This window comes from Winogradskyella sp. PC D3.3, from assembly GCF_054366245.1.
In genome coordinates this window covers 741,520-762,538 of record NZ_CM135962.1, presented here as the reverse complement: position 1 = coordinate 762,538, position 21,019 = coordinate 741,520, and the positions used below count along the sequence as shown (strand labels likewise).

Below are 21,019 nucleotides of genomic sequence, written 5' to 3'. Positions count from 1 at the left end.
CTCAAAATTTTAAAAGTTAATTGTTCCACGTGGAACAAAAAGGAATTACGATATGTTTAACGAAGTTTATGATGTTATAGTTGTTGGTGCTGGCCATGCTGGAAGTGAGGCGGCAGCTGCTGCTGCAAATATGGGAAGTAAGACCTTACTGATTACCATGAACCTTCAAAATATTGCACAGATGTCTTGTAATCCTGCAATGGGTGGAATTGCTAAAGGACAAATTGTAAGAGAGATTGATGCCTTAGGAGGATATAGTGGTATCGTTTCAGATACATCAGCTATTCAATTTAAAATGCTGAATAAATCAAAAGGTCCTGCAATGTGGAGTCCAAGAGTGCAATCCGATAGAATGCGCTTTGCTGAAGATTGGAGATTGTTGTTAGAAGGTACACCTAATTTGGACTTCTATCAAGAAATGGTTTCAGGATTACTCGTCGAAAATCATAAAGTCGTTGGTGTAAAAACATCACTTGGAATTGAAGTAAGAGCAAAGTCTGTGGTCTTAACTAATGGTACTTTTTTAAATGGATTAATTCATATTGGTGATAAGAATTTTGGCGGTGGTAGAGCAGGTGAAAGAGCAGCAACAGGAATTACTGAACAGCTCGTTAATTTAGGCTTTGAATCGGGTAGAATGAAAACCGGAACACCTCCAAGAGTGGATGGTCGTTCTTTAAATTTCTCTAAAATGGTGGAGCAACCCGGTGATGAGCAACCCGAGAAATTCTCGTATTTAGATATTACGCAGCCCTTAAAAGAACAGCGCTCTTGTCATATGACTTATACGAGTGAGTTAGTTCATGATTTGCTTCGTGAAGGTTTTGATCGTTCACCAATGTTTAATGGTCGGATTAAAAGTGTTGGACCTCGTTATTGCCCGTCGATAGAAGATAAGATTAATCGGTTTGCCGATAAGGATAGACATCAATTGTTTGTAGAGCCTGAAGGTTGGAAGACTTGCGAATATTATATTAATGGGTTCTCTACGTCCTTACCAGAAGATGTTCAATTTAAAGCCTTACGTTCTGTTGTAGGATTTGAAAACGTAAAATTCTTTAGGCCTGGTTACGCTATCGAATATGATTATTTTCCGCCAACTCAATTAAAGCATACTTTAGAAACTAAGTTAGTTGAAGGGTTATATTTTGCTGGGCAAATAAATGGGACTACGGGATATGAGGAAGCAGCTTCTCAAGGTTTAATGGCAGGTATAAATGCAAGTTTAAAAGTGCAAGAAAAAGATGCTTTTACCTTGCAACGTGATGAAGCTTATATCGGAGTTTTAATTGATGATTTAATTACAAAAGGTACTGAAGAGCCTTATAGAATGTTTACGTCGCGAGCGGAGTATAGAACCTTATTACGACAAGATAATGCTGATTTTAGATTAACACCAAAAGGGTATAAATTAGGTTTGGCTTCTGAAAAACGTTTAAAGCGTATGGAAGAAAAGGAGTCTAAATCAGATGCCTTTGTACAGTTTTTTAGAGATACGAGTGTAACTCCTGAAGAAGCAAATCCGATATTAGAATCTAAAAATTCGGCACCTGTGAAACAACAAGACAAGATGTTTAAGTTGTATGCTAGGCCGAATATTACTATCGATGATGTTAGACAATTTCAATCGGTAGAACAATATATTCAATCTAATAATTTAGATAGGGAAGTTATAGAACAAACCGAAATCCAAGTAAAGTATGCTGGATATATTGAGAAGGAAAAGAACAATGCGGACAAATTGAATAGATTAGAAAATTTAAAAATTCCTGCAGGTTTTGATTATTCAAAACTTAAATCTATGAGTATAGAAGCACGACAAAAATTGACGAAAATTCAACCTGTAACTATTTCTCAGGCATCTCGAATTAGTGGAGTGAACCCAAATGATATTTCTGTTTTATTGGTTTATCTGGGTAGGTAAAAATAGAGTCTCACTTTTGTGAGAATAAAATGTTCCACGTGAAACAATAGTTAGAAATATATCTATTTTGTTGTTTAGCTTAACTTGAAAAATCCTAAGATATGGCTGTGATAATTATAACTGATTTCATAAAACTAAGGCTAATCTTATTTTTTTTGTTTGTGTTAATAATAGTCTTTATAAAATATAAATTTCGTTTTATCAACACTAGGATGGATTAATAAGCAAAATGGAAAAGCTTCTTTTTGTAATTCTGAAATATGGTTTTTGTATGAACTAGGGTTCTCGTCTTTGAGTTTTAAAATGAAATAGTATTAAATAAACTGTAAAAGATTTTGCTATTCAGTAAACATAAATAACGGTTAAAATTGATTTTCCTAAGTCTGTAAAATTAGGCTATAAATAAATTGAAGTTTTATGGTTTTATATTAAATCGTAAAACTTATGGGAGGAAATTTGATTTCGCAGTTGAACATGATTTGGACTAAAATTGGGTGAAGTAGGAATCTATTTTAATTAATTGTGATTATTATTTAGGAATCTATAATCAGTTAAAGACTCTTGGTTTTTTTTAGTTCAGAAAAGAATAATATTTCATTTGTTAAACAAATAGAAGTGAACTTATATAATTAATATTGTAATTCATTTTAAAAGTCGACGTATAATCGTGTCAAAAAATAATCCAACATATCTAAGCTTAAAGGATCATTCTGTTTCTAAAGAAGAATTCCAACTATTGCACAATAAGGACCTCGATATGTTAGAAACATATCCGCAACCAGAAGGTGAAAAATTATCTGAATATTATAAAAGTGAAGACTATATTTCACACACAGATACGAAGCGAAATTTGTTAGAATTTGCTTATCATAAAGTGAGAGAAGTTTCTTTAAAGCGAAAACTTAAACTTATCAATTCGTTTCAATCCGAATCTAAAACACTTTTAGATATTGGATGCGGAACAGGTGATTTTTTAGAAACCGCTTTAAAGGCGAATTGGAAAATTACCGGAATTGAGCCTAATGAAAAAGCGCGACAGATTGCAAATTCAAAAACAAAGCATGCGGTTTTTGAAACGAGCGCATTGGAAAACTTGAAACCCCATAGTTTTGATGTTATAACGCTTTGGCATGTGTTAGAACATTTACCAGATTTAGAAAAACAAACGGCTTTGTTTAAATCACTTTTAAAATCCAATGGAACATTGGTTATTGCGGTACCTAATTATAAAAGTTACGACGCAAAATACTATAAAGACTTTTGGGCAGCTTATGATGTGCCGAGACATCTTTGGCATTTTTCAAAAACCTCCATTTCAAAATTGTTTAAAAAGGAGCACATGGAATTGATTAATACCTTACCTATGGTTTTTGATGCTTATTATGTTTGTCTACTTTCTGAAAAATATAAATCAGGTTTTATGAATCCGTTGAAAGCATTTTGGTTGGGATGGCAATCTAATCGTAAGGCAAAACAGTCTGGAGAGTATTCTTCTCATATTTATGTTTTAAAGAATGCTAATTCGTAATTTAAGAGGGTTAGATGTGTTTTAAGTATTATAAATGTGTCGTAATAACCAAAAAAATAGAAACGCGCTTAAAACGCTTTATTTAGCGTTGATTTTGATAGATTTTTAAAATAGCATTATTAAAATATAATAGAAAATATCAATAGTGAAAAAATTGAGCTAATCACAACGTAACTTTTATACATTTGCAAAAATTAATTTGAAACGTAAACAGGAAAGTTTTAAGAATTTTCTGAAATATTAAAACAATAGAAACAACATGAAAAAAATAGTTTTAAGCGTAATGGTTTTGGTTGCTGCTGCATCTTGCCAAGAACAACAAAAAATTGCTTTTATAGATAACGGAGATGTTATCAACGATTATCAAATGAAAATTGACATTGAGGAAAAGTTCAAGACTAAGAGTGATAATTTTACAAAACAAAGAGATAGTATCGCTAGAGTATATCAAATGGAGATGCAATCGGTACAACAACGTTTAAGTAAATTGTCTCCACAAAAACAACAAGAAGAGTCACAAGCATTTTCTCAAAAATGGCAACCGATTCAACAACAAATGCAAATGCAACAACAACAGATGGAGCAAATGTTTAATACAGAAATGGATTCTGTGATTTCAAAAATGAACCAATTTGTGGAAGATTACGGTAAAAAGAATGGTTACACTTTTATCTTAGGAAGAAATCAAGCAGGAAGCGTGGTTTATGGAGATGATGCAAGTGATATTACTGAAGTCATTACAAAAGAAATTAATGCAGCTTACAGCGCTAAGGATTCTAAAACTGAAGCTACTTCAACGGAAGCAACTACAGAAAAATAATAAAAAGTAATAATTTATTTTAAAAAAGCCAAGCCTAAGACGCTTGGCTTTTTTTATGTAATAAACGCGTTAACTTAATGGATAAATCGGTAAGGATAATTTTAGAATTTCCATTACGTTCAATGTGATATATAGCATCCTGTAACTCATCTGAAATTTCTAATATATTAGAATCATGAACAAAAGGAGCAAACTTTTCGAGTTTAAAATCATCAGATTTTGGTTCTAAATAGACCAGTTCTTGAGCTTTATAATTAAGTAATAAGGCTTGTCTAAAATAATTTAAACAAAAACTCAAAAACTTCTTTTGTGTTTCTCGTCCAGTTTTAGCAATCTCTTCAGACCATGAGATTAAATCGTGAATGGCCGCTTTATTACCCCGAGCTTTAAAAGCTGAACGAATCCAAAATACAAACCATTTTTCAAACTGAATATCTTCACTATCGTGATAAATAAGATCACAAGCTTTGTTATAATTACCATTAGATTGGTGGGCTATTTTTATAGCCTCTGAGGTCTCAATTTGATAATTTTCAACTAAAGCATCAACAATGGCTTCTTCTGCTAATGGCGGAAAATGCAATACTTGACAACGCGATCGAATCGTGTTAATGATTTGCTCTTCATCTTCAGCTATAAGTATAAAAATGGTGTTTTTTGGTGGCTCTTCAATTAATTTTAAAAGCTTGTTGGCACTGGCTGTATTCATTTTTTCAGCCATCCATATGAGCATCACCTTGTATCCTCCTTCGTACGATTTTAAGGTCAGTGCCTTTACAATCTCTATAGCTTCCTCAACACCAATTTGACCTTGTTTATTATCAACACCTAATAGTTTGTACCAATCAAAAAGATTGCCATAAGGTTGTTGGTCTAAAAGTTGTCTCCATTCTTCGAGATAATATTTAGATACAGGTTTGCTTTTTACTTTATCGCTGGTTGTAACCGGAAAAGCAAAGTGCAAATCGGGATGCGAAAAATTATTAAATTTTATATTACAAGACTCATTTCCTCCTGTGTTTTCTCCATCAGTGTTGCCACAAAGTATGTATTGTGCATAAGCCAAAGCCATCGGAAGCGTGCCAGAACCCTCTGGACCAACAAATAGTTGCGCATGCGCAATTCGACCCGCATCTACACTTGTGGTAAGATGTTTTTTAATATGTTTTTGTCCTAAAACCTTTGAAAATTGCATAAAGCAAAACTATATAAAAAATTTCTGTTTCTAATCTTTATATTTGTGTTTCAAAACCTAAAAAAATGAAGACAATAGACGATTTTAATTTTCAAGATAAAAAAGCATTAATACGTGTCGATTTTAATGTGCCATTAAATGATGAGTTTGAAGTTACGGATGCTACACGAATTGTATCTGCAAAACCAACCATCATTAAAATTTTAGAAGATGGCGGAAGTTGCGTTTTAATGTCGCATTTAGGACGCCCAAAAGGTGTTCAAGATGAATTTTCGTTAAGACATATTATTCCAAAAATAGAAGATATTTTAGGAGTTGAAGTACAGTTTGCAAGCGACTGTGTTGGAGCAGAAGCAGAAGAGAAAGCAAATGCCTTAGAACCTGGTGAAATTTTATTGCTTGAAAACCTAAGGTTTCACGATGAAGAAACCAAAGGAGATAAAGATTTTGCGAAACAGCTATCTAAGTTAGGTGATATCTACGTGAATGATGCATTTGGTACAGCTCACAGAGCACATGCCTCAACTACTATTGTAGCGCAATTTTTTCCTGATCATAAATGCTTTGGTTATCTTTTAGCTCAAGAAATTGTGAGTATTAAAAAGGTAATGGAAGATGGTGAAAAACCGGTTTTAGCTGTACTTGGTGGAGCAAAAGTGTCTTCAAAAATTACGGTTATTGAAAATATATTAGATAAAGTAGACCACTTGATCATTGGTGGAGGAATGACATTTACTTTTATAAAAGCACAGGGAGGTAAAATAGGTGATTCTATTTGCGAAGACGATAAAATGGAATTGGCTTTAGATATTTTAAAACAAGCAGAAGCTAAGGGAGTTAAAATTCATTTACCTGTAGATGTTATTGCAGCTGATGCGTTTAGTAATACAGCAAATACACAAGTTTGTGATGTTACTGCCATTCCTGATGGTTGGCAAGGTTTAGATGCTGGACCTAAATCTATTAAAAATTTCGATGCCGTTGTTAATCAATGTAAAACGATACTTTGGAATGGTCCTTTGGGTGTCTTTGAATTAGATGCGTTTTCTAAAGGGACTATTGCGCTTGGAAACTCTATTGCCAATGCGACTAAAAATGGAGCCTTTTCTTTAGTAGGAGGTGGTGATTCTGTGGCAGCTGTTAAGCAATTTGGTTTTGAAAACAAAGTTAGCTACGTTAGTACAGGTGGTGGTGCTATGTTAGAAAGTCTAGAAGGTAAGACCTTGCCTGGTATTGCCGCTATTTTAAACTAATAATTTAAAATATACTATTTTTAGCGATATCAGCGTTGTATTATGCTGAACGCCATATCAGTTACCAATTGAAATTTGGGAGGTAAAAAGCAGTGCTTTCACTTTAATGAATTTTAATTGGGTATTGGTATTTAATCAATTCTTGTAAATCATGACATTAAAAACGTTTTTATTAGCTTCTCTATGTCTGTCTGTATGCTATGGGTATTCTCAAGTTAAAACGGATAGCATTGTAAATAAATCGTCTGAAGTAGTTCCAACCAAAGGTGCCGTTATTGATGGTAAACTATTCAAGTCTGGTGAAAAAATACAAGCTATTACAGATTCTTTAGATGTTAAAAATCTGAAAGATTTAGATGAGGTTGCAGAACTCGATAAAAAATGGCTAGAAGAGCTGTATAGTAATTCTCTTTTTGATACAATATATAAATCGGTTACAGAGTTAGACTATGCGCCTGTAGATTATCCTGAGCTTTCTACAGATACATTAAAGGCACGCTTAGAAAGACTTAATGCCAGAACGCCTTTTAATGTAGAATACAATACCTCCTTAGAAAGTGTAATTAAAAGTTATCTTAAGCATAGACGTAATTCTATAGAACGTTTAATGGGCTTAAGTCATTTTTATTTTCCTATGTTTGAGCAAGAGTTTGACAATCAAAATATTCCATTAGAGATGAAGTATTTAGCGATTGTAGAATCTGCTTTAAAGCCAAGAGCGCGTTCGCGAGTTGGTGCTACTGGTATTTGGCAATTTATGTATGGCACAGGAAAAGAGCATCATTTAGAAGTAAGTAGTTATGTCGACGACAGAAGTGACCCTATAAAGGCTACAAAAGCAGCGGGAGAATATTTGAATAGAATGTACCGCGTTTTTAATGATTGGGATTTGGCTTTAGCAGCTTATAATTCTGGTCCTGGTAATGTAAATAAAGCGATTAGACGTTCTGGCGGTTCTAAAAATTATTGGAATATTCGCCATAATTTACCAAGAGAAACAGCGGGTTATGTACCTGCATTTTTAGCAACGATGTATATTTTTGAATATGCTAAAGAACATGGTTTTCAGCCAGAACGACCAGCATTTCAGTTGATACAAACCGATACAGTACATGTTAAGCAAATGATTTCGTTAAAACATGTGTCTGAAGCTACAGGTATAAAGCTAGAAGCATTACAATTTTTAAATCCGTCGTATAAGTTAGACATTATCCCAAAAGTTGAAGGTAAAACCTATGCGTTGCGATTACCTCGAGAGGCCATAGGAACATTTGTGACCAATGAAGATAGAATCTATGCTTTTGCAGATGCTGAATTCAATAAACGTGAAAAGCCATTACCTCAATTGGTTACTGATGATACAAAAATTAGGTATCGGGTTCAGAATGGAGATTATCTTGGTAAAATTGCAAGAAAATATGGAGTAAGAGTTAGCCAGTTAAAGCAATGGAATGGGCTGAGAGGAAACAACCTAAAAATAGGGCAGAGGTTAACAATTTATCCTAAAAATTATGGAGCTTCAATGGCTGCGTCATCTCCTAAAAAAGTATTGAATACGGCAGGGAGACAAACCTATAAAGTAAAGTCTGGAGATTCGCTTTGGACTATTTCTCAAAAATTTTCTGGAGTTTCTGTTCAAAATATTAGAGATTGGAACGATATTAGTGGTAATAAACTAAAAATAGGAATGACCCTTATTGTGTCTAAATAAAATCAATAAAAAACTAAACTTATGAGAGCGTTTTACACTGTATTATTTTGTGTATTGTTATTAGCATGTGGAGATAAAAAGGAAGAAGATAATTCCATTTATTTACCAGCTTCTAACGGGAATTTAAATACCATTTCTATTGTAGCAGATAACATGGTTTGGGAAGGTGAAGTAGGTGAAAGCATTAGAGCCATTTTTGCGGCACCATTAAATGGTTTGCCAACAGATGAACCTATGTTTAATATGAGGCAAATTCCTACTCAGGTTTTTGATGGTTTTGCGGCACGAAGTAGAATTGTTCTCAAAATTGAAAAAGGGAATATTGAGGCGACTACAAAAATTGTAAATGATGCTTTTGCTAAACCGCAAACTGTTGCTGTTGTTGGAGGTAAGACAGACAAGGATATCATTGCACAGTTAGAAGAAAATAAAGCCAAAATTATTGATGCATTTACTAAGGAAGAAGTTAAAGAAAAGCAACGGCGTATTAACTTGTCTTTACTAGATGATAAAGTTATGGAGGATAGATTAGGTATTACGATTAATATTCCTTCGGTGTATAGAATTAGTAAGATTGATGACGATTTTTTCTGGGTAAGAAAAAACCTATCAAATACAAAAACCATGGAACTAATGTTTTACGAAGTGCCTTTTGAAACGATTTCTAATGGAGATAGCACCATTGTAGATATTGTTAAGATGCGAGATCAGATTACGAAGTCCAAAATTCCTGGTGAAGACGGTATTTATATGGCCGTAGAAGATGCTTACGCGCCTTCTATGTTTAAAACAATTATAGATAACAAACCAGCCTTCGAAGTTAGAGGTATGTGGGTAATGAGAGGTTTTACTATGGCTGGGCCATTTATTACGTATGCAATAGAAGATAAAATAAATAATCGTTACTTAATTGCAGATGGCTATGTGTATGCACCATCTTTAGAAAAGCGAGATTATATTTTTGAATTAGAATCGATTATTAAATCGATAACTATAAATTAATTTTTAATCGATCGTAAAATAGCGTATAAACGAACCAAAAAAGGTCATCTAAAAATATATTATTTTAAGATGACCTTTTTTTATTGTTTAATGGATCCAGTCCAATATTTCTGAGCTATTGTTTCTCTTTACTATCTGCAGATTCGTCTTTGCTAGCGTCTTTAAATTCTTTAATTCCGCTGCCTAATCCCTTCATTAATTCAGGAATTTTTTTACCACCAAATAATAAAAGAATTGCAAGACCTATAATAACCCACTGCCATGGACCTACAAATAAAGGTATAATGCTTAAATTCATAATTTTTTAATTTAGACCGCAAAGTTAAGTAATTATAGTTTAATAATAGCGTTGTTATAGCAACTTTAAGATAATATCATGAGACTATTTGAGTATTTTGACTAATTTTGTTTCGATGACAAAAAAGAAAAAAAAGAAAAGAAATTCACAAAAAAGTTACTGCATAAGTATCGTTTAGTCATACTTAATGAAGATACTTTTGAAGAGCGTTTTGCTATAAAATTAACACGGCTTAATGTTTTTATATTGTCTTCAGTATCTGCCATTTCGCTAGTGTTTCTTACCGTTTTATTAATCGCTTTCACGCCTTTAAGAGAGTATATTCCAGGGTATTCTTCAGCAAAATTGAAAAAAAAGCGACCATACTGAATTACAAAACAGATTCGTTAGTTCAAGAATTAGAATTGAATAAACGTTACTATGCATCGATTAGAAAAGTACTTACAGGAGATGTAGCTACATTAGATTTTGATAGAGATTCTGTAATTGAGGCGGCTCAAAATGATCTTGATATATTGCAAGTCCCTACCAATAGAGAAGATTCTCTTTTAAGAGAAAAAGTCGCTAAAGAAGATAAATACAATTTGTTTGAAGTTTCAGGAGATCATTCTAGTTATATTTTATTTCCACCAGTAAACGGCACCATTTCGGAAGGCTATAATTTAAAAGAAAAACACTTTGCCGTAGATGTTGTTGTGCCTGTAAATACACCAGTAAAAGCGACAGCAGATGGTACGGTAATTTTTGCCGAATGGACTGTAGAAACTGGTTATGTGGTCATAATAGAACATAATAGAGAATTGATTTCAGTTTATAAACATAATTCTGCACTAACTAAGACGCAAGGCGATTTAGTGAAATCTGGTGAAGTTATCGCTATGTCTGGTAATGCAGGAGAATTAACTACAGGGCCTCATCTTCATTTTGAATTATGGAGTAAAGGCTATTCTGTAGATCCAACTAATTTTATCAATTTTGAATAATGCCTTCATTAAAAGCAGCACTTTCAAAGCCGTTTGCTAAGTATATAGCAAGACGCATTAATAAATGGTCATCGCAACCTATAAAAACACAGCAAAACGTCTTTAACGAATTAATTTCAGAGGCTAAAAATACCGTTTTTGGTAAGGATCATAATTTTAGTTCTATTGCAACTATTGAAGATTTTCAATCTCATGTTCCTATAAGGGATTATGAAGAACTAAAACCTTATGTAGAACGTGTTGTTGCAGGAGAAGAAGATATCCTTTGGAAAGGGAAACCTATTTACTTCGCTAAAACTTCTGGTACAACTTCAGGGGCTAAATACATCCCAATAACAAAGGAAAGTATGCCTACACATGTTGAAGCTGCTAGAAATGCCATTTTAATGTACATACATGAAACAGGAAATTCAAAATTTGTAGATGGTAAAATGATTTTCCTTCAAGGTAGTCCGATTTTGGAAGAAAAACACGGTATAAAGTTGGGAAGATTATCAGGAATTGTAGCCCATTATGTCCCTAAATATCTTCAGAAAAACAGATTACCAAGTCTAGAAACGAATTGTATTGATGATTGGGAAACTAAGGTTGAAGCTATTGTAGAAGAAACGATACACGAAGATATGAGTATCATTTCTGGAATTCCATCTTGGGTACAAATGTACTTTGAAAAGCTGATTGAAAAGTCAGGAAAAAATGTAGGTGATCTCTTTAAAAACTTTAATCTCTTTATTTTTGGAGGGGTTAATTATGAGCCTTATCGTGCGAAATTTGAAAATTTAATTGGTAGAAAAGTAGATAGTATTGAGCTTTACCCAGCAAGTGAAGGATTTTTTGCGTTTCAAGATAAGCAGCATGAGCGCGGTATGTTACTGCAGCTAAATTCTGGTATTTTTTACGAGTTTGTAGAGGCAGAACATTTCTTTGAAGACAACCCAAAACGCATCACTATTGCAGATGTAAAGTTAGGTGTAAATTATGTAATGATTATTTCTACTACCGCAGGATTATGGGCATACAATATTGGTGACACTGTTGAGTTTACATCCTTAAAACCTTATAGAGTGATTGTAAGTGGAAGAATAAAGCATTTCATTTCAGCTTTTGGTGAGCATGTCATAGGGAAAGAAGTAGAACAAGCTTTAAAGGAAGCTACTGAAAACACATCGATTTCCGTAAATGAATTCACGGTTGCCCCTCAAATTACACCACAAGAAGGCTTGCCTTATCACGAATGGTTAATTGAATTTGAAAACGAACCAGAAAACATAACGGATTTTATATTGGCATTAGAAGAGTCTTTACAGCAACAAAATAGTTATTATTTGGATTTGATAAAAGGTAAAGTTTTAAGACCTTTAGAAGTTACAAGAATTAAAAAGGATGGTTTTCAAACCTATATGAAATCAATTGGAAAATTAGGAGGTCAAAATAAAATCCCAAGACTCGCTAATGACCGAAAAATAGCAGATCGCATACATCAACTTAATTTAACGAAATAAGCCTATATTTGTAGGTCAAACGAAGATATGATTACAAATAAAAAGAAACTAGGAAGAACTAGAGCTCAAGAGAGTTCTAGTGCTATAGAACGCATGTATATTACGATGAGACACCTATTCAATCGTGGGTTTTATAAACCTATGGGAGTTTCTGGTGAAACATTACGTGAAGCGTTATTATTATTACGTCCAGAAATCTATGGTTCAATAGGTGAAGAAAAAGCGGAGCTTGAAGGTTTACTTTATGTTGTAGACCGTTTACCACAAGGCATAGAAGAATGTACATTTATTAACCTTACTAGTGATGAAGGTTATGCAAATTCACATTTTAAAGCTATAATTCCACCAAAGAGAAGACGTAATTGCTATCGTATTGATGATGAGCAGATGAATATTGAAATTACAAGAGGTCGCTCAGAGATTTACGATATTTTAACGCATCTTACGTTTTTGTTTGTCGAATCTCATAAAATAAGTAAGCGTGTTATAATTGATGAAGAAGGTACAACAATTAGAGATTGGCAAAAATTAGAGAATGCCGTACTTTCTACACAAAAACTCACACAGAAAGAACGAGAAATAGCCATTACACATACCGCTAACATATTAGGCAGAACCTTTAATGAACTGACAGAGGCTTATCCAAAATTTGCTACTGAAAGTCAACCAGAACGGTTATTACATATTGTGTATTGGTTAGGTAAATTGGCTATAGAAGAAACGATTAATAACACAAAGCGTACGATAACATTTAGTCCTGTTTTGAGAGAACGTTTAGGGCATCATATCCATGGGGAGATATGGGCAGATACTATAAAATCTGCTTTACATAAACATGGTTTACTTGAGCGCCCAATACACATTATTAGTGCTAATATGCATAGTGTGATGAATTCTTTATTTGCAAAAGGAGCACTTAAAGGAGCTGACGCTAAAAAAGATATTTTTCAAACCTATGAGGCGTTAAGTGATTCTAAGAATGCTGCATTACGCAATAAAGTTGAAAAACTAGCGTTGCAAAATGGAATGATTCATATCAAAGACACCTCAGGGACTAATATTGATATTCAAATTTTTGATACGGATAAAATAGATTTCTCTAAAAATGAATTTAAATATCTAGAAGAGCATAAGGATAAGAAGGCTGTTATTTTTGTAATGGATTATGCCTTTGGAGAACAGGCTTATGAAACTTTAGACGAGTTTTTAAAACCTATAAATGTAGATGGTAAGGACATTCATTTAGATGTAAAATCTATTTCGATTATGGGAAAAGCAGGGATTTTAGAAGGAGGAAAAGGCGATGTAATGATTCCAACAGCTCATATTTTTGAAGGTACAGCAGATAACTATCCATTTAAAAATGAGTTAAGTAAAAAGGATTTAGCAGATTGTGGAGTTTCTGTTTTTGAAGGTACTATGGTAACTGTTTTAGGAACTTCTCTTCAAAATAAAGAGATTTTAAAATTCTTTAAAAAATCAACCTGGAATGTTATTGGTTTAGAGATGGAAGGTGCACATTATCAAAAAGCAATACAAGCAGCATCAAGAGTTAGAGGTAGTATAAATGAAGATGTTAAAGTAAGATATGCTTATTATGCTAGTGATAATCCTTTAGAAACAGGAGGTACATTAGCTTCTGGAGGTTTAGGAACTTCAGGTGTTAAACCAACATACGTCATTACAAAAAAAATATTAGAACAAATATTTAATTCTTAATACATGAGTGAAAAATTACCACAGCAACCTCAAAATGAAGAGGTTGATTTAGGACAGTTGTTTAATGCAATTGGAAAGCTATTTGAAAAATTATTTTCTTTTATTGGTAGTATTTTTAAGGGCATTTTGTCTACTATAATTTTTGTGTTAAAACCATTAGTAGAGTATTATAAACTTGTGGCTGCTGTTCTTATAATTACGTTTATAGTTGGATACATTTATGAAAAAAATGCGGAGCCCGTTTATTTTTCTAAAATGGTGGTTAAACCTCATTTTGATTCAAAATACCAATTGTCTAGTAATATTGATTACTTTAATTCACTGATAGGTTCTGGGAATCTTACGGAATTGTCCAATATTTTTGAGATAGATACTTTAGATGCTAAAGAATTGGTAGGGTTTGAATTGGAGCCGGGGCCAGAGACCCAAAATGACTTATTTGTTGAGTATAATAGATATGTAAAATCAATTGATACCTCATTGGTGGATGAGTTGAGTTATGTTGAATATATAAAAAATAGAGATCTTTTATCAGGTAGTTTATTTGCTATAAAAGCTAAATCATTTAAAATTGATATTTTCCCTAAGTTGCATAAAGGGTTTAGAAAGACCTTTGAGAATGATTTTTCAAAACACCAAAAAAAGATAAGAGATACAACGGCATATATACAACGCGTATCATATATAACAGAACTATCCCGTTTAGATAGTATTCAAAAAACGTATTTGCAAGTTCTTAAAAATCAATCTCAAAATAATAAATTATCTCTAGGGATAAGCGGAGCATTACCACTTCAGGAAGAGAAGACAGCAACCAAGGAATACGAGTTATTTTTAAAAGAACAAGAAATTAGGAGGTCATTAAATGAGTTAGATCAATCTGTAGCCGAAGAAGATACCTATTTTGATGTATTGTCTTCATTTGTTAAGGTTGGTAGTATAGAGCATACGTTTAAACAGCGCTATTCAATCGTGTTTCCTGCTTTAGCAATAGTTTTATTGTTGTTAAGTGTTTTGGTTGCTAAAATATTTAATTTCATTAAAAACTATGAATAATAATGTTTTAATAACAGGTGGTGCAGGTTTTATAGGTTCTAATTTTATATTTAGTTTTTTAACACATCATAAAGATGTTAAAGTTGTTAATTTAGATAAGCTCACTTATGCAGGTGAGCTTTCTAACTTAAAGGCTTTACAAAATAATGATAATTACACTTTTGTCGAAGGTGATATTTGTGATACGGATCTTGTTCATAGGCTCTTTAAAACCTATAACTTTTCAGGGGTAATCCATTTTGCGGCAGAGTCTCATGTAGATAATTCTATAAAAAATCCTGATGCTTTTATTAATACAAATGTTTACGGGACCTTTAATTTGCTAAATATCGCTAAGAATCATTGGATGAATGCTCCATTTTCATTTAAAGAGGGTTGTGATAATAATAGGTTTCATCATATTTCTACAGATGAGGTCTATGGGACATTAGGCGAAACAGGGTTGTTTACAGAGGAAACACCTTATGCCCCTAATAGTCCATACAGTGCCTCTAAAGCATCTTCAGATTTTATAGTGAGAAGTTATTTTCATACGTATGGTATGAATGTGGTTACGACAAATTGTAGTAACAATTACGGGCCTAAGCAGCATGATGAAAAGTTGATTCCTACGATTATTAGAAAAGCAATAAATAATGAATCCATACCTATTTATGGAGATGGAAAAAATATCAGAGACTGGTTATATGTTGAAGATCATTGTAAGGGGATCGATTTAGCTTTTCAACAAGGAAAAGCAGGAGAAACCTATAATATAGGTGGAAAAAATGAACGTGATAATTTATATATAGCACATAAAATTTGTGCTATATTAGATGAGTTAAGACCTAAAGAGAATGCGTATTCTGAACAGATAAGATTTGTTAAAGATAGACCAGGGCATGATTTTAGATACGCCATCGATGCTTCAAAAATTGAAAACGAACTAGGTTGGAAAGCGAATGAAAACTTTGAGTCTGGTATCGTAAAAACGATTAAATGGTATTTAAGCAAATATAAGAAGTAATGAAAGGAATTGTTTTAGCTGGCGGATCTGGAACGAGGTTACATCCCTTGACTATTGCTGTAAGTAAGCAGTTAATGCCTATTTATGATAAACCAATGATATATTATCCAATATCTACTTTGATGTGGTCTGGAATAAGGGATATATTGATTATTTCAACTCCGCAAGATTTACCATTGTTTAAAAAGCTTTTAGGAGATGGAAAACCGTATGGTTGTAATTTTGAGTATGCGGTACAAGAATCCCCTAATGGGTTGGCAGAGTCCTTTATTATTGGGGAAGATTTTATTGGAGATGATAAGGTGGCCTTAATTCTTGGAGATAATATTTTTTACGGAACCGGTTTAGCTGATTTACTTCAATTGAACAATGATCCGGATGGAGGTATTATTTATGCCTATCATGTTCATGATCCTGAACGCTATGGAGTTGTAGAATTTGATGAAAATGATATTGCAATATCTATTGAAGAAAAACCAGAAAAACCTAAATCTAATTATGCCGTTCCTGGTATTTATTTTTACGATAATTCGGTTGTAGAAATTGCAAAAAATATAAAGCCTAGTAAACGCGGAGAATTAGAAATTACGGATATTAATAAAGCGTATTTAAAGCAAGGAAATTTGAAAGTGAGTGTATTAGACAAAGGAACAGCTTGGTTGGATACGGGTACCTTTAAATCGTTAATGCAAGCCTCACAATTTGTTCAAGTGATTGAAGAACGTCAAGGGCTAAAAATTGGATCTATAGAAGAAGCTGCTTATAGAATGGGGTATATCGATAAAGCACAATTTAAAAATGTAGTTGAGCGATTAACTAAAAGTGGTTATGGTAAGCACTTATTAAGCTTGTTGTCAGAATAGTATGGTTGTAAAAGAGACGAAGTTACAAGGGTGTTTTATAATTGAGCCTCAGGTTTTTAAAGATAAACGTGGTTATTTTGTAGAGAACTATAATCAAAAGGCATTGAATATAGCTTTGGGTATCGATGTTGAATTTGTTCAAGATAATGAATCAAAATCTTCTAGAGGAGTTTTAAGAGGCTTACACTATCAATTAGGGCAGTACGCGCAAGCTAAATTAGTAAGAGTCATTAAAGGTAAGGTTTTAGATGTTGTTGTTGATTTAAGAGAAAATTCTTCTACTTTTGGTGAGCATTTAACAATTGAACTTTCAGAACAAAATAAAACTCAATTATTTGTGCCTAGAGGTTTTGGACATGGTTTTCTTGTATTAGAAGATGAAACTATATTTAGTTATAAATGTGATAATTATTACCGCAAAGCATCAGAAGCAGGCATCATTTATAATGACGATGATTTAAATATAGATTGGAGACTGCCTAGTACAGATTTTATTCTTTCAGAAAAAGACATCTCATTGCCTACCTTAAAAGAGGCTAAACTATGATACATGTACTTGTGACTGCAAAAGACGGTCAATTAGGACAATGCTTTCAAAGTTTAGCATTAAAACATCCTAATATTCAATTTGATTTTAAAACGTCATCCGATTTAGATATTACAAATCAAGCTAATGTCGAAGACGTATTTAGCGCACATACATTTGATTATTGTATTAATTGTGCGGCTTATACAGCTGTTGATAAGGCCGAAGAAACAATAGAATTAGCAAATAAGGTAAATCATATAGGAGTGAAGCTATTAGCTGAATCTTGTAAGAATTTTAAGGTTACATTAATTCATGTTTCTACAGATTTTGTTTTTGATGGTGAAGCGTCGGTTCCGTATTTAGAAGAGGATATTACGAATCCTCTAGGAGTATATGGTAAAACGAAATTGGCAGGCGAACAGGCTATTATTAAAACGATACCGAACTATTTTATAATTAGAACGTCATGGTTGTACTCGGAATATGGACATAATTTTTTAAAAACCATGCTGAGGTTAGCTAAAGAACGTGATGAAATAGGGGTCGTAGATGATCAAATAGGAAGTCCAACATATGCTAAAGATCTGGCTGAGGTTATTTTAAAATGTATTTATACAAGGAATGATTCTTTTGGAATTTATCACTATAGTAATTCAGGTGTTGCTAGCTGGTATGATTTTGCGAGTGAAATTTTTAGGTTGAGCAACTCTAATATAAAGCTAAATAGTATAAGTACTAAAGACTATCCAACACCAGCAAAACGACCAAAGTATAGTGTTTTAAAGACATCAAAGATTAAAAACGCTTTAGATATTGATATTCCTAATTGGAAAAATAGTTTGAGGAGAGCATATTCTAATTTAGCGTTAAAACGTAATTAAAAAAGGAAAATAGCTTTACATAGTATATCATCAAGTTTAATTAAAGTATCGTTCAATCTCTACAGTATTTATAAGTATGCTTACAATGAATTTTATTCAATCAGAAATCGCAAAATTGGTTTTTCTTTAGTAGTAATTTTTGACTATGTATCATATCTAAAAAGTTAGAATTTATATTGTTTATACTAATTTTATTTCTATGTTGCATATAGTAATATTATAATCTCTTAAAGATTACGGTTTAACTACATTTATAATGAGTTTTTTAGAAAAACATCTTAAAACAAAGGTGTTTTGATGATTTGTTTAGTGCTGTATTCTATTGGTGAAACCATTAATAATAGTACTTTTGCATTAACAGAGTTTATTGTATAGAAGTTATACAAAAAGAGACCATATTCTTACATGAAAAAGAAAAACCTTATCATATTCGGAACCCGTCCAGAGGCCATTAAAATGGCACCATTAGTAAAGCTATTTTTAAAATACTCTGATGAGTTTGAAACTAGGGTTTGTATTACTGCTCAGCATAGAGAAATGTTAGATCAAGTATTAGCGTTTTTTAGTATTATTCCAGATTATGATTTAGATTTAATGAAACCTAATCAAAATCTCTTTACTTTAACTTCTGATATTATTACAGGACTTAAACCCGTGTTAGATGATTTTAATCCAGACTTTGTTTATGTTCATGGTGATACAACGACTACAATGTCAGCGAGTATTGCTGCGTTTTATTCTGGAGCCAAAGTTTGCCATGTAGAAGCGGGTTTAAGAACGTTTAATAGACGGTCACCGTTTCCCGAAGAGATAAATAGAAGTATTACTGGTCGTGTTTCAGATTATCATTTTGCACCAACTTTAACCTCTAAAGAAAATTTATTAAACGAAAACATAAAAGAAACTAATATCTTAGTTACTGGTAATACCGTAATAGATGCTTTAGATTATAGTTCAAGCATAGTAAATTCCAGAGATTATTCAGATAAGGAAATTGAAGATTTAAAGACTATTGTAAATACTTCAAAACGATTAATTTTAGTAACAGGCCATAGACGAGAGAATCACGGAGAAGGGTTTATAAATATTTGTTCTGCTCTAAAGAAAATAGCTCAAAATCACAAGGATGTTCAGATTATATATCCGGTTCATTTAAATCCTAATGTTCAGAAGCCCGTTTATGAATTACTTAGTGATCAAGAGAATATTAAATTAATAACACCGTTATCATATCCTGCTTTTGTGTGGTTAATGAATAAATCTTATTTAATTATTACAGATAGTGGTGGAGTGCAAGAAGAAGCACCAAGTTTAGGTAAACCTGTTTTAGTAATGAGAGACACAACAGAACGTCCTGAGGCGGTAGAAGCGGGCACAGTAAGATTAGTAGGTACTGATACTAGTAAAATTATAAATGAAACAGAATTACTTTTAAGCGATAAAAAAAGTTATGATACCATGAGTAAGCTACATAATCCTTACGGAGATGGAAAAGCTTGTCAACGTATAGTTGATTTTATTTTAAATTTATAATATGAATAAACCTGAAGTTGTAATGATTGGTTTGGGGTATATAGGCTTACCAACAGCAGCCTTAATCGCTCAAAATAAAACATATGTACACGGTGTAGATATAAATCCTGCGGTTGTAGAAACAATTAATAAAGGAAAAATACATATTGTAGAACCCGAATTAGATACAGCAGTTGCAGAAGCGGTAAAAGAAGGCTATTTAAAAGCTGCAACAACACCTGTAGAAGCAAATACGTATTTAATTGTTGTGCCTACACCTTTTAAGGCTAAAAATGAGCCTGATATTTCTTTTGTAGAAGCCGCAACAAGAGCAGTACTGCCATTGCTAAAAGAAAATGATTTATATATTATAGAATCGACTTCTCCTATTGGGACAACTGAAAAGATGATGAAATTGATTTATACTGAACGTCCAGAGCTGGTAGATAAAATTAATATTGCTTATTGTCCTGAGCGCGTATTACCAGGGAATGTAATGTATGAATTAGTATATAACGATCGCGTTATTGGTGGTGTTAATGAAAAAGCGACAGAAAAAGCGGTAGCCTTTTATCAGCAATTTATAAAAGGTGAGTTGCACAAAACTAATGCGCGTACTGCGGAGATGTGTAAGTTGGTTGAGAACTCTTCTAGAGACGTGCAGATTGCCTTTGCTAATGAGCTGTCCTTAATTTGTGACAAGGCGGGTATTAATGTTTGGGAATTAATAGAATTAGCCAATAAGCACCCACGTGTAAATATTTTGCAACCTGGTTGCGGTGTAGGTGGACATTGTATTGCCGTTGATCCGTACTTTATTGTTTCGGATTATCCTATGGAATCTAAGATTATAGGAAAAGCTAGGGAGATAAATAACTATAAATCATTTTGGTGTGCAGAAAAAGTACAAACGGCTAAATTAGAGTTTGAATTAAAACATGGGCGTAAACCTGGTATTGCTTTAATGGGACTTGCTTTTAAACCTAATATTGATGATTTAAGAGAATCGCCAGCGAAGTACATTGCACAGAAAGTGTTACAAAATGCCAATAACGAAGCATATTACATCGTAGAACCCAATATCGTTGACCATAAGGTGTTTAAAATTACACCGTATCTAGAAGCCGTAGAGCAAGCCGATATTATTGCTTTTTTAGTAGCTCATGATGAGTTTAAAACCTTAAAGATATCCTCAGATAAGGTGGTGTTAGATTTTTGTGGGGTTAGAAAATAAGTA

At 32.9% G+C, this 21,019-nt stretch carries 17 protein-coding genes and 1 pseudogene; 16 read left to right on the top strand and 2 right to left on the bottom strand.

What is annotated here, in order from left to right:
• The first annotated feature begins 52 nt into the window (after window positions 1–52).
• From mnmG to ACXGSQ_RS03330, 3 genes are all read left to right on the top strand, one after another.
• Window positions 53–1,924, top strand: a complete 1,872-nt coding sequence (mnmG, locus tag ACXGSQ_RS03340) for a tRNA uridine-5-carboxymethylaminomethyl(34) synthesis enzyme MnmG (protein WP_458628225.1) — start codon at window positions 53–55, stop codon at window positions 1,922–1,924.
• A gap of 667 nt (window positions 1,925–2,591) precedes the next feature.
• The gene (locus ACXGSQ_RS03335) at window positions 2,592–3,452 is read left to right on the top strand and encodes a class I SAM-dependent methyltransferase (protein WP_458628224.1); all 861 of its coding nucleotides are present in this window, start codon (window positions 2,592–2,594) and stop codon (window positions 3,450–3,452) included.
• A 259-nt stretch (window positions 3,453–3,711) separates the two neighbouring features.
• The gene (locus ACXGSQ_RS03330; RefSeq protein WP_458628223.1) at window positions 3,712–4,272 is read left to right on the top strand and encodes an OmpH/Skp family outer membrane protein; all 561 of its coding nucleotides are present in this window, start codon (window positions 3,712–3,714) and stop codon (window positions 4,270–4,272) included.
• A gap of 34 nt (window positions 4,273–4,306) precedes the next feature.
• Here the strand turns inward: ACXGSQ_RS03330 and ACXGSQ_RS03325 are convergent, their stop codons facing one another.
• Window positions 4,307–5,467 carry a DNA polymerase III subunit gene (locus ACXGSQ_RS03325; protein ID WP_458628222.1) on the bottom strand — a complete coding sequence of 387 codons (1,161 nt, stop codon included), beginning with the start codon at window positions 5,465–5,467 and terminating at the stop codon, window positions 4,307–4,309.
• Window positions 5,468–5,532: 65 nt separating this feature from the next.
• Here ACXGSQ_RS03325 and ACXGSQ_RS03320 point away from each other — a divergent pair, with 65 nt between their 5' ends.
• The 3 genes from ACXGSQ_RS03320 (at window position 5,533) to ACXGSQ_RS03310 (ending at window position 9,433) form a co-directional block, all read left to right on the top strand.
• Complete coding sequence (locus tag ACXGSQ_RS03320; protein ID WP_458628221.1) at window positions 5,533–6,720, top strand: phosphoglycerate kinase; 1,188 nt, start codon at window positions 5,533–5,535, stop codon at window positions 6,718–6,720.
• Between the two features lie 151 nt (window positions 6,721–6,871).
• Entirely contained in the window at window positions 6,872–8,431 is a 1,560-nt protein-coding gene (locus tag ACXGSQ_RS03315; RefSeq protein WP_458628220.1) for a LysM peptidoglycan-binding domain-containing protein, read from the top strand.
• A gap of 21 nt (window positions 8,432–8,452) precedes the next feature.
• Complete coding sequence (locus ACXGSQ_RS03310; RefSeq protein WP_458628219.1) at window positions 8,453–9,433, top strand: DUF4837 family protein; 981 nt, start codon at window positions 8,453–8,455, stop codon at window positions 9,431–9,433.
• Between the two features lie 115 nt (window positions 9,434–9,548).
• Here the strand turns inward: ACXGSQ_RS03310 and ACXGSQ_RS03305 are convergent, their stop codons facing one another.
• Entirely contained in the window at window positions 9,549–9,731 is a 183-nt protein-coding gene (locus tag ACXGSQ_RS03305) for a twin-arginine translocase TatA/TatE family subunit (protein WP_458628218.1), read from the bottom strand.
• Window positions 9,732–9,890: 159 nt separating this feature from the next.
• Here ACXGSQ_RS03305 and ACXGSQ_RS03300 point away from each other — a divergent pair.
• The 10 genes and pseudogenes from ACXGSQ_RS03300 (at window position 9,891) to wecC (ending at window position 21,016) form a co-directional block, all read left to right on the top strand.
• Window positions 9,891–10,714 (top strand): annotated as a pseudogene (locus tag ACXGSQ_RS03300) (M23 family metallopeptidase).
• The gene (locus tag ACXGSQ_RS03295; RefSeq protein WP_458628217.1) at window positions 10,714–12,216 is read left to right on the top strand and encodes a GH3 auxin-responsive promoter family protein; all 1,503 of its coding nucleotides are present in this window, start codon (window positions 10,714–10,716) and stop codon (window positions 12,214–12,216) included. The pseudogene ACXGSQ_RS03300 and the gene ACXGSQ_RS03295 overlap by 1 nt, the downstream one beginning before the upstream one ends.
• Window positions 12,217–12,243: 27 nt before the next feature.
• Window positions 12,244–13,935 (top strand): DUF6909 family protein, encoded by a 1,692-nt coding sequence (locus ACXGSQ_RS03290; RefSeq protein ID WP_458628216.1) that lies wholly within the window; start codon window positions 12,244–12,246, stop codon window positions 13,933–13,935.
• Window positions 13,936–13,938: 3 nt separating this feature from the next.
• On the top strand, window positions 13,939–14,991 hold the full coding sequence (locus ACXGSQ_RS03285; protein ID WP_458628215.1) for a hypothetical protein: 1,053 nt from the start codon (window positions 13,939–13,941) through the stop codon (window positions 14,989–14,991).
• Complete coding sequence (gene rfbB / locus ACXGSQ_RS03280) at window positions 14,984–15,997, top strand: dTDP-glucose 4,6-dehydratase (RefSeq protein ID WP_458628214.1); 1,014 nt, start codon at window positions 14,984–14,986, stop codon at window positions 15,995–15,997. The genes ACXGSQ_RS03285 and rfbB overlap by 8 nt, the downstream gene beginning before the upstream one ends.
• Complete coding sequence (gene rfbA / locus ACXGSQ_RS03275) at window positions 15,997–16,860, top strand: glucose-1-phosphate thymidylyltransferase RfbA (RefSeq protein ID WP_458628213.1); 864 nt, start codon at window positions 15,997–15,999, stop codon at window positions 16,858–16,860. Before rfbB ends, rfbA begins: the two co-directional genes overlap by 1 nt.
• A 1-nt stretch (window position 16,861) precedes the next feature.
• Window positions 16,862–17,407, top strand: a complete 546-nt coding sequence (rfbC, locus tag ACXGSQ_RS03270; RefSeq protein WP_458628212.1) for a dTDP-4-dehydrorhamnose 3,5-epimerase — start codon at window positions 16,862–16,864, stop codon at window positions 17,405–17,407.
• Complete coding sequence (gene rfbD / locus ACXGSQ_RS03265; protein ID WP_458628211.1) at window positions 17,404–18,270, top strand: dTDP-4-dehydrorhamnose reductase; 867 nt, start codon at window positions 17,404–17,406, stop codon at window positions 18,268–18,270. Before rfbC ends, rfbD begins: the two co-directional genes overlap by 4 nt.
• A 405-nt stretch (window positions 18,271–18,675) precedes the next feature.
• Window positions 18,676–19,803, top strand: coding sequence for a non-hydrolyzing UDP-N-acetylglucosamine 2-epimerase (wecB, locus tag ACXGSQ_RS03260; protein WP_458628210.1), 1,128 nt, complete (start codon window positions 18,676–18,678; stop codon window positions 19,801–19,803).
• Between the two features lies 1 nt (window position 19,804).
• Window positions 19,805–21,016 carry a UDP-N-acetyl-D-mannosamine dehydrogenase gene (gene wecC, locus ACXGSQ_RS03255; RefSeq protein ID WP_458628209.1) on the top strand — a complete coding sequence of 404 codons (1,212 nt, stop codon included), beginning with the start codon at window positions 19,805–19,807 and terminating at the stop codon, window positions 21,014–21,016.
• Window positions 21,017–21,019: the final 3 nt, after the last annotated feature.